Source organism: Arthrospira sp. PCC 8006 (genome assembly GCF_046480465.1).
GTDB classification, from domain to species: domain Bacteria; phylum Cyanobacteriota; class Cyanobacteriia; order Cyanobacteriales; family Microcoleaceae; genus Limnospira; species Limnospira platensis.
On record NZ_PKGG01000186.1, the window covers coordinates 1 to 10,765 of the forward strand.

Annotated in this window: 8 protein-coding genes and 2 pseudogenes; all 10 read right to left on the minus strand. The window is 44.3% G+C overall.

Annotation, left to right across the window (positions count from 1 at the left end; translation table 11 throughout):
• A partial coding sequence (gene csx2 / locus B9T16_RS21075; protein ID WP_410245687.1) for a TIGR02221 family CRISPR-associated protein occupies nucleotides 1-565 on the minus strand: 565 nt, incomplete at its 3' end.
• A 519-nt stretch (nucleotides 566-1,084) separates the two neighbouring features.
• A complete protein-coding gene (locus tag B9T16_RS21080) occupies nucleotides 1,085-3,205 on the minus strand; it encodes a protein kinase domain-containing protein (protein WP_315669804.1) in 2,121 nt (706 codons plus the stop codon).
• 46 nt (nucleotides 3,206-3,251) lie between these two features.
• The gene (locus B9T16_RS21085; RefSeq protein WP_410245688.1) at nucleotides 3,252-5,147 is read right to left on the minus strand and encodes a protein phosphatase 2C domain-containing protein; all 1,896 of its coding nucleotides are present in this window, start codon (nucleotides 5,145-5,147) and stop codon (nucleotides 3,252-3,254) included.
• A gap of 78 nt (nucleotides 5,148-5,225) precedes the next feature.
• On the minus strand, nucleotides 5,226-5,774 hold the full coding sequence (locus B9T16_RS21090; RefSeq protein WP_006619017.1) for an FHA domain-containing protein: 549 nt from the start codon (nucleotides 5,772-5,774) through the stop codon (nucleotides 5,226-5,228).
• Between the two features lie 50 nt (nucleotides 5,775-5,824).
• Nucleotides 5,825-6,964 (minus strand): annotated as a pseudogene (locus B9T16_RS21095) (vWA domain-containing protein); the annotation flags it as partial.
• Nucleotides 6,965-6,988: 24 nt separating this feature from the next.
• Nucleotides 6,989-7,216 carry a hypothetical protein gene (locus B9T16_RS21100; RefSeq protein WP_410245689.1) on the minus strand — a complete coding sequence of 76 codons (228 nt, stop codon included), beginning with the start codon at nucleotides 7,214-7,216 and terminating at the stop codon, nucleotides 6,989-6,991.
• Between the two features lie 12 nt (nucleotides 7,217-7,228).
• Nucleotides 7,229-7,618, minus strand: a complete 390-nt coding sequence (locus B9T16_RS21105; protein ID WP_062945813.1) for a hypothetical protein — start codon at nucleotides 7,616-7,618, stop codon at nucleotides 7,229-7,231.
• A 30-nt stretch (nucleotides 7,619-7,648) separates the two neighbouring features.
• On the minus strand, nucleotides 7,649-9,118 hold the full coding sequence (locus tag B9T16_RS21110) for a vWA domain-containing protein (protein ID WP_006619014.1): 1,470 nt from the start codon (nucleotides 9,116-9,118) through the stop codon (nucleotides 7,649-7,651).
• Between the two features lie 72 nt (nucleotides 9,119-9,190).
• Nucleotides 9,191-10,192, minus strand: a complete 1,002-nt coding sequence (locus tag B9T16_RS21115) for an ARC6/PARC6 family protein (protein WP_190490395.1) — start codon at nucleotides 10,190-10,192, stop codon at nucleotides 9,191-9,193.
• A gap of 69 nt (nucleotides 10,193-10,261) precedes the next feature.
• Nucleotides 10,262-10,765, minus strand: a pseudogene (locus tag B9T16_RS21120) (hypothetical protein); the annotation flags it as partial.

Genomic DNA, 10,765 nt, shown 5'->3' on the forward strand with positions numbered 1-10,765 from the left:
GACCATTTCCGGTTTTAATAAATTGATCTGTGGCTGTTGTCCATTCAAGTAAACTGACAATTGGTAATAAGTCAAAAATTGATGTTTCGCCTGGTTTGGTTGGGTCAAAAGCTCCATAAATTAAGCCTTTAATAGTAATATTGCGAACCACTCTGAGATAACTGACAGCAATCAAAGCCAAGACTGGTAAAGAACGGAAACCATGGGTAATATCAAAAATTACATGATCTCCTTCTTCTAAGCAATCAGTTATTTTTTCAAAAAGCAACCAAATATCAGCTTCAGTGTGTTTTTCCGGGATATTTTTAATTGGTTTTAAATCAACTTTGCCTTGTAACAATTGTTGTAGTGTATCCCAGGTGGGTTGACTTTCTCCTTGGGGCTGACCTATTTCTGCTGTTTTGGTCAGCAGCACATACAGTATATCCGGCTGATAAAATTCTACTAATGCTTCCTGAAAAAATGGAGTAGTACACCTTGAATTGTTAATGGTATCGACATAGGTAGTTTCAGTGTATCCTCGGGGATTATATCCAAGAAAAGAAATCGCTTTAATTTGGGCCATTTTTTTAACCTGATGGTAACAAAAGTACATCAACTAATTTAAACTCTGAGAATCTCCGATCGCATCTCCTCTCAAATCAGCGCTTATGTCGATTTAAATTATCCCCAAAATAGCGCCAAAAAATTTAGGGTAATATAACTATAACCCTTGCCGTGAGACACTCCCACCATTTTCAACTTAATGCTTAAACACCATAGGCTATTCCCTTATTTATTCCCTTATTATTAAACAAAAATGTAGCTTTTGACTGTAAATTTTTCTAAAGGTTATCCTCCCATTTCAGTTATCCTCCCTTAGAGATAGCCATCGTCTAGGGAGATCATCTATCTACCTATCAGCAGCAACCGATAAATTTACGCAAATTTAGAAAAATTTAATTTATCAATTACCTCTAATGTCAGTGTAGAAGCCATTTACAGCGGCGATCGCCCCCACTTGGGAGCCCCTTCAATTCCAGATGTTCAGAAATACTCAACCCTATTCAGTATAACCATCGCTGGAAGGGCCCCCTTCCATCCCTTATAATGGCAAATTTATAGCCTGAAACTTGGAGCGCAAATCTTGGGCTTGCTGGGGGTCTTGGCGATCGTACAGTGTCACAGCCTGACGATAGGCTGCTAAGACCTCCCGGGGCGATTTAACTTGACCGTCTGTGGTTCGCAAATTCAACAAAACCCAGCCCAGATTTCGATAAGCTGCCGCCAAATTGCGATCGCATTTAACCGATTCTGCCAAATAAGTGTTGGCTTGCTGCCACTGACCAATCACAGCTAATACCGTCCCTAAACGATAACAAATCCAAGCATCTTTGGGTTGTTTTTGATATATTTTATTATACCAATCAGCAGCTTTTTGGAAATCTCCCAGATGTTCATAAATTAAACCTCCATTTTTCATCACCCAATCGGGTATTTCCTGACACTGACTTGCTAACTTGAGACTTTGACGACAAGATACATGATCACTTTTACGGTACTCATACCATGCTTTAAATCCTAAAGCCAAGGCATTATTGGGGACTTGTTGAGTGAAGGCTTGCAGTCGCCGTGTTATGTCACCAGACTTGTTGCTTGTCACTCGTTCTAAAGCCGCAATTGTGAGCGGATAAAGCCAGGATTTTAGGGCGATCGCCACCGAGGAGGGCTGCTGCTGAGATTTAAAAATTCCCTGGGTTCCCGCCTGAACTACGATTTTCCACTGGCGAAGATGGAAAGATATCCAAGCCTTAACCCCCAGAGCAAAACTAGAATTAGGATCTAGGTTTAATGCTTGTTGAATTGTCTGATCCGCTTTTTGCCAGTTTCCCTCTTTTCCCAATGCCCAACCTAGGTTAGTGTGCATCCAGGCTTGTTTTGGACTAAGTTTAATGCCATGCTGTAATTGTTGAATCGCTTGTTTCCACTGCTGGCTACGACAGCTAACTAACCCCAAAATGCCATAAATTCGACCGTCTTGGGGTTTAATTTTCTGGGCTTTTCTGGCAATACTATCAGCGCGATCGCTATGATGATATAATAATATAATCGCCAATTCTATGAGGGCTTCGGCGTTGTCTTGTTCTTGAGTTAAACAATTTTGATAGGCGGTGACAGCATCGGTTAACTTGCCTTTTTTAACCAAAGTTTTGGCGGTTTGATGAAGGGGAGAAATCAGTTTACCATCCAGGGCATCGATAAAATCTTGGGCGGTTTGTATGCGTTCATTTACCCGAAATTTTAACCCTGTTAATATTACCTTTTGAATGTAGGGGCTAATATTAGGGTTGAGTTGTCGGGGCGGAACTAGAGGATCGGGTAAGTTATGAGAAATAGCTTGGGCGCGATCGGCTGAGTCGGCGGGTAATTTTCCTGTTAATAATTCGTAGATAGAAGCACACAGGGCATAAATATCAGTGGAGGGATAGCGTCTGGCTTGGCAAGAATACTGCTCAAATGGGGCGTATCCTCGGCTTAAAATTACGGTCATATCTCCGGTTTTTCCAGCGATAAATTCTCGGGTGGTTCCAAAATCAATTAAAACGACACGATCGCCACTGCCAATCATAATATTTTCGGGCTTAATATCTCTATGCAATAAATTGTGCTGGTGAATAATTATGAGTGCTTCCGCGACGGTTTTGGCATACTTAATCACTAGAGGCTCATCTAGGGGTTGGTGATTATTCAATAACAGATTGGATAGAGTTGAACCCTCTATAAACTCCATCACCATATAAATAGTTGAATTTTCTTCAAAGCAATCATAAACTTTAGCAATATGAGGAGATTTACAACGACTTAAATAAATAGCTTCTAATTTGAACTGATGAAGTTGTTTGTTTCGATCAACCGGGGTAATTGAGAATGGCCAGAGTACAGATTTGCCTTGTCTGCATCCATTTTCTGGCCACAATTCTTTGATGGCTACAGTAGTAGAATTAGCGCAGTAAATCCCTTTGTATGTAATCCCAAAACCGCCTTGACTGATAAATTTTTTGATTTGGTATTTGCCCTGTTTTAGCCATGTACCTGTGGGTAAATACAGTCCTGAGTGAGTGGGAGTAGTAGTGGTGCTAGTGGGAGTTAAAGTAGCCCCGCAAACGATGCATAAGCGATCGCCTGGGCTGTTGTCATAGGCACATGATGGACAAATGTTACTCATAATTAGTTACTGTAAATTAAATTAAGGTTTTTCATGATGACTCAACTCAATTAAAGTTAACAGCAATGGGAGTAATACTACATCGTAATCCCAACAAAGTCGCGTTATCGGGTGCGCCTCGTTGTAGCACTAACTTAATTGCTTCATTAACAGCAGTTTGCAATGGTTGAGATTGGCTAAAAATTCCCATAAATTCCTCATTACTAATTAAATCCCAGACTCCATCGGAACATAACAAAATTAGATCGCCATCTTGCAATTGAATATCGCTTTTCGTTTGCACGTAACCCGGGGAAAGATTGGGTTTCGAGCCCAAGGATTTAGTCAAAACATTGCGATCAGGATGTTCGAGGCTTTCTTCAGCGGAAATTTGACCGCTGGCGACCAGCAGCGCCACCAAAGAATGATCCTCACTCAACTGCTCAATTTTGCCGTCACTCACCCGATAAATGCGACTATCACCCACATGAGCGATCGCCAATTTTCGGGACTCTATCAAGGCTAAACTTAACGTAGTTCCGCCATTATTTACCGCCTCATATACCGCCGAGTTAGCGCGATCAACAATAGAAATTAACCACTGGCTGCTGTTTTTTGAAATATTTTCTTCTTCCTGGCGAAATCCATCAATAACCGTTTTCACCGCCAAACGACTGGCCACCTCACCCGCCGCCATTCCTCCCATACCATCCGCCAAAGCTGCTAAAATCACCTGCTCAGATGCTCCTTGATTAATTTGAGCAATTCCGTAGCTATCTTCATTTTGGAGTCGTCGGGGAGACAGTCCCAGGGTAGATTCACTGGCGATTTCCCAATTGACGCGATCGCCCCCCAAGATTTTGCGAGTTTCTATAACTAAACTCCGCAGTTGTGACAAGGAAAAACGCTCATCAGGAACCACAGATAATGAGGTGGTTAGCAGTTGTGAAACATGGGGAATATAGCAATTTTTAACATCCAGAATATCGCCTTCTGGATGTCGTCCATACAACCCATGATACAGTACAGCACCAATGGTATAAACGCTGCTTTTTTCACTAGGAATAGGATGGGATGCTAGTTCGGGGGCACAGTAATTTCCCATGACTCCAGAACTCATTGGGGTGTCTTCTGGGTAAACGCCAGTTAGGTCAAAACAGCGAATGGGTTGACCGATTTCTAACAAATCTGGGTCGATGTCGATCGCACACCAGTGACGTTGATGGAAATACCAAAATAATTGACAAATTGGCGTGATCGCTTTTAAAACTTCCAGGGTGTTCGGAGTATTTTTTAACCACTGACTTAATACCCGATCAGGATGGGGAAATTCGGTCAATACCAATAGGCGATCGCCTTCATCACCCGCTAGATTTTCTTCAGGATAATATTCGGGTTCCAGGTAATTTTCTCCCTCATCTGTCTCCGGATCAGAGCCTTCATATAAATCTTGATTATCCGTGATATTTTCCGCCGTATTTTCTGGGGTCTGATTTTCTTGGTTTTCGGTTATGCTTTCTGCTGTATCTTCGGCGGTTTCTGTTTCATTTGTTAACTGCTCTATATCCTCCGAATTTTCGGGGATTTCCACAGACTCATCAGGACTCGATAAAGTCGATAATTCGTGGTCTTGATGGGCAGTTAATTCCGGGGTGATATGGTCAGCTTCGATGGTTTCTTCTGTCGAGGGTTCTTGCACAATTTCAGACAGATCAGAAACCCTGATGTTAGCGAGTAGGGGTGCAACTAAACTATAATCCGCCAAAGTTTCCCGCAATTGTAGCTCTTGTTGTAACAAACCCGTTGCCGAACCCACTCGCAAAAGTCCCAGTTGAGGATGTTCACTATCTGCATTTTCCAGACTTACTTTAAAATAGTGAATGCGATCGTTGCGTTGACCCAGGTTGGCGGCAACTATTACCACAAAATCTCCGATTTGTAAACAGGTATTTTCTGAAATCACGAGCCCATTTAATCATCCGTATAAGTTGAACCATAAGACAGGAGATAATCCCAGTTTTTTATCTCCTAATTGAGTCAATTAAAACTCAGAATCTGCCCACACAAACTGAACTTTTCCAAAAGCCACCTCATCACCGGGATTAAGACAAGTTGGGCTAGTAATCCTCGCTCCGAAGCGACTTTGACCCTTTGGTTTAATGAAAATCCCATTAGTTGAACCCAAGTCTTTAATCATCCAATTACCCGCTTCCGGGTAAATTTCTCCGTGATGGCGCGATACCGTTTCTCCCCCGGCAAAGTTTTCTAAATCGATATCCACCGGCCCCATATCCGGGTCAAAAACTCCCACCAGTGCCACACCATCTAAACGAAATTCAGGTTGAGGTGCGTTAGCTTGTTTGGCGACCAGACGCGCAGTGGTAGCCGTAGGAAAAGTGAGGGGTTCGTTTTTGGGGAAAAGATCGACTTCCTCAAAGGGAGTGAAGGGAAAAAGTTCGGGGCTGGAATTACTAACGGTATCAGAGGGGGCGGGCACAGATGTGGCAGTGTTCAATTCTGTACCACAGACCTCGCAGAATTCGGCATCATCCAGGTTATCATAGCTACAGCTTGGACAAGTAATAGACATGATTTTATCTCCTAATAAAGGGCTAATATTTTAGTGAGAGTTGGAATCATTTATGATCCGGTCAAATTGCGAATTTGGTCTTCGGAAAGACCCAACTCGGAATCGTTGCTCATTTTGACAGTTTTACCTTTGGCTCCCATTTTGACGGTTTTGCGGGTTCCAGAAGAAAGTTTGCGAGTTTTGCGGACTTCTTCAATGCCGAGGTTGAGAGATTCAACCATTGCGTCGTTGCCAATTTTAACGGTTAATCGTCGGGCGGTTTCCAGCAATTCTGCCGCTTGTTCGGGATTTTGATCAGCGAGGTTGGCGGCGCGATCGACAATTCCACTGATATTTCGCTGCTGCACATATCCCATGACTTCCGGGTTGGTTTGGGCGCTTCCTCCGTGTCCGGCTACAAACTGAAGGACCAGATTTTGGGGTGGAAGTTCGCCCCGCCGTTGCTGTCCCGGAATGTCGTAAGTCAGACCAAGTTGGGCAATGCGAACCTTTGCCTGGCTATGACTTTCCAGGTCAAATTCCAGCATAAAAACAGTGTCATCATTGGCGATCGCACTTCCAATTAAATAAGGCTTTTTATCCAGGGCAATTTCAGCACTATCGGGATAGACGCGACTAATTCGTGCTAATTTGACACCCTTGACTGTGCTAATATTTAACTTGAGGTTATTGATAACTTCCGATTGAGCTTGTTGAACTTCCTCAAAAATTGTATTAGGAAGTTCGGAAATAGGAATATCCGTGGTTCCGGTGTGCGTTTGTGTTTCCACAACATTAAAAACTCGGCCCCCAGTACGATCGCTCAAATACAGTAACAAATCCTCGTTATACTCGCCAACTCCCAAAGCTGTAATGGGGATTCCCGCCTCAGCGAATTGTGTCGCCAGGTCTCGACAATCGCTTTCATCAAAGGTCTGTCCGTCGGTGAAAATGAGAGTACGGCGACTGCTGAGATCGCAGTTTTTCAGGATGTTTAAAGCCTCTTCCATTCCCAAAGCCATGCGAGTGCCGCCGCTGAAATTTCGGAGTTGACCGATCGCATTTTTCAAAGATGCCGTATCTGTCGATGCAGTCAGGGGAAGCAGGACCGACGCGGAGTCATCAAACCGGACCAATGCAATGCGATCGCGGGAGTCAGCTTGGCCGGAACTGACCAGACGTTCGAGGGATTCGATCACCTGGTCAATTTTAGTTTTTCCCCCGGTGACTTGTGTCTATTGCTTTCCATCCAGGAAATAACTATTACCTGTGGGTATAGTCTCCTCCCCTTCCAAAACTTCATACATGGAGCCACTGGTATCGATCACAAAGCTAAATGTGGTCGAGGGACGACTGGCGGACACCTCCGCATTAGGTCGCAGTTTCAGCATCACAAATAGCTTTTGTCCAGCTTTATCAGCATTGAGAAATTCTAAGTGGGGCGTGATAGTAACGTTCAGCATGGTTGGTGAAATTTAGGTAAAATCCAAGGGAGGTAAAGCGCCGCCTTGGGGTTCAATTTGCGAAAAATCGGGAGGGAATAAATCGGGAATTCGACGATCGCCCGAATCTTGTATTTGGTGGATCTCCTCGAATTCTAGGGCGGGTAAATCCAACGTTATAGATGTGGTTCGATAGCCTTCTCGGATATCTTCTAGCCATGTCTTTATGATTTTTTCTAGGTTAGCATTGTTAATGGCACAGGCGGTTTGTTGTTGCAATTGCGATCGCATTTTTTCACGCAATTTTGAGTTAAAAATACTCTCCGGGTTGTTTTCCTCGTTTTCACTGATATTCAGATTATAGGATACCGGCTGGGAGTCGGGTTGACTGGTGCTTAACAGGTAAAGTGTATATTGAACCATTTACAGAAAATTCATCAAAGATCACCTCATTCAAAGCCGTTCTTGAACTTCCAATATAATATCTCCAAACTGGCGGCGATCGCCATCATTTAGTTCTTGTTTAAATCGCTTCATTTTCCCAAATTTAGGATGCTGTGACAGAGATGAGTCAAATTCTAGTATAACTTGACCATCTTCTATAAAAATTTGAGCGAATTGTTCCGGAAATCCTGCATCTTTGGGCAAATAAACATGAGCATTTCGGGAACTGCCGATTTCGATGGGCTTTTCTCCCAGAGAAACCATCGTACATTCTTGGTTATTCCAGTGAACCCACAGCAGCGCCGAACTGTACAATGAACTGTATAATTTTTCACTTAATGCGATCGCCAACCCGATACAAAATCCCAAAATTGTCGCCCCTGCCAAACGCGCTAAAATCACCCCTGTCACCGCTTCCAAAACCAGAAAACTTAAAGAACCAAAAACACCTCCCACAGCCCCCGCTATCATCGCATTTTTCCGAGGTAGGTTAGGCACAAATAGAGACATTCCACCACCGACAAGGGTTCCCAGTACCGTCCACCCCGTCAGTCGAGCCACCACCGACAAAACCGGAAGGTAAGCACTGGGAAGAAACACCACTTGACCCACAACTCCCCCAATGAATCCAGCCATCAGAGCCCCCCCAGCTCCTAAACTCCCTTCTTCCCAAGAGAGGAGGCGACGACGCAGGTTGTAATTTTGTCCGACAATCAAGGCGAGGGAAGTTCCTACCGCCAAAAATACCGTCCATACACCAATACGAAAAACACCGAAAAAGAAGCCATAATTACCGCTTTCATCCGACTCGACCAATTGTTGTCCATATATCGCTTTTTCTGCCCCCCGGAAGGCACTGTCAAGGTCGCCAAAGTTGGCATAAAACACCAAATCTGGATCACCTGTTAAAGCTGTTAAGTAGTTAACTGGTGCGTCTCCCGTTCCCACCGCGACCAAATTAATTCCAGAGGCTCGGATTTGTTGGGCGATGGATGCGGCCATCCGACGATTGTTGGGTTCGCCGTCAGTAAACAGTAAAATATTGCCAGGGCGATCGCTATTTTGGAGGACAGAAGTTGCCAGGTTGAAGCCTTCGCTGAGGTTAGTTCCTCCCCAGGCGGAAAGGCGAGCGATCGCCTGTTGTAGTTCCCTTTCATCGCGGGTAAAATCTGCCACCACACTCGCCCGGCTGGAAAATTCCACCACAGCTAAATCATCGCGTTTCAGGTTTTGTCGGCTCACAAATTCCGATGCCGCCCTTTGCACCTCCGGCAGTTTTGATCCGCTCATACTTCCAGATGTGTCTATCAGCATAACCACCGCTTGAGGCTTGGTGAGAAACCCCGGAGGTTGTCGAGTTAGATACAGCCATATTTCACCGAAAATTAGCGCCCCCAGCAAACATCCAGCTCCCCCACATAAACCAAAAAGTAGCGGTTTATTGATTTTTTTGGTAATATTATTTAACTGAATTATCATGGTTTTTTAATGGTAAAAATGCACTTAATTAAATTTAAAAATCATTGGTTATGATTATCATTAATTGGGCTATCAATTGACGGCTTTGCCGTCATTAATTTTCCACCGTCCGTTATCCTTGACAAACCAATATCGATAGTTCCCTTGACTCGCACCAGATAGACGCGAATCAATCCCCGTTGGTGTGTGGAATGTTCGATCTTCGTAGACAGTAACGATTAATTCTGGACGAGAGCCGGAAACCGAAAAAGAAACAACATTGATCACTTTTGATTCCCGATAGGTGTAATACGAATTATTTTTGCGAAGCCAATCTATCGAACCATTAGGTTGTGTAATATTTTCATATAAAGGGCCCGAAGTATATTGGCGAACTAACTGAAGATCGAAAGGAGCCGCAAAAATACGCCCTTTAGAACTCAACCATCTATTCACTAATGTTACCGCTTGCTCCTGGGTCAAATCTATCTGGGGAGAATTCCTAGAAGTTTGAGTTTGAGTTGATGTCGCTGTGGCTGTCTGGGTCGCTGTCTGGGTCGCTGTCTGGGTCGCTGTCTGGGTCGCTGTCTGGGTCGCTGTGCGTGTTGGTGCGGGTGTTGGTGGCGGTGTTGGTGGTGGTGTCGGTATTGCTGCGACCGGAGCCGACAAACTCATTTCTATCTCGAAATTTCTGGTTCCTCCGAGTGAGGCGACATGAACCGTATACCTCCCATTAAGAGGTAATTCATTACCCAATACTAAACTATTATCTGGCGCGTAAATCCAAACACAAACTCCCTCATTATAGCGATAACTTAATAGTTTGCCTTTTTCACCCGAAAACACAAAACCCGTATCCTCACCCGATCGCACAATTCCCGTTCCTTCAAAGTTTTTTCCATCCATCGCGATCGCCTCTGGATTCGACAAAGAACCACGGGGAATCTCCGGACATTCTAAGGAGTTAGTCAGACCCTTAGGGAGATGGTTTAATACCTCCGTTGGCAACACCTCCGAGACAGCTTCGCAGCCCCATAATCCCCCTAAAAATAGGATCGATATCACCCGCATTAGTAGCTTGAACTTAATTATCATAGCATTGAATCCCCGGATTTACATATATTTTATAGGGTTGATCTGGGCTATCGACTCATTCAGTCTCAATCAAGGTTCATTGATTACACTCACTGCTCCAACACTTGCTCCTGAGACTTTTTCGTTAACCATTCGGGCAAAAGCCTCCGCCCTTGAACGACTGGTAAATGAGGCAACTTGAATCAGATAATCACCATTGGCATGACGATATTTTCGATAGGCATCTCCACAAAAAATCGCTTTTGTTCGTTGTAAGTTACTTTCACTATCAGGAACGTTGACCGGATAAAATCTAACTGGATAGTCTGCCCGATTAGTTGGCAGTCGATCGCCACAACTTGATTTCGGAAAATCCGATCGCCTAAAGGGTGCGATCGCTGTTTCTTGCCTCTGAGGTCTAGGCGATCGACCAGTATCATTGGCAGTTCTTTGGGGTGTTGGTCTTGCCGTKGATGTGCGTGTCTGGGTCGCTGTCTGGGTCGCTGTCTGGGTCGCTGTCTGGGTCGSTGKGCGTGTTGGTGCGGGTGTTGGTGCGGTGTTGGTGCGGGTGTTGGTGGCGGTGTTGGTGGCGGT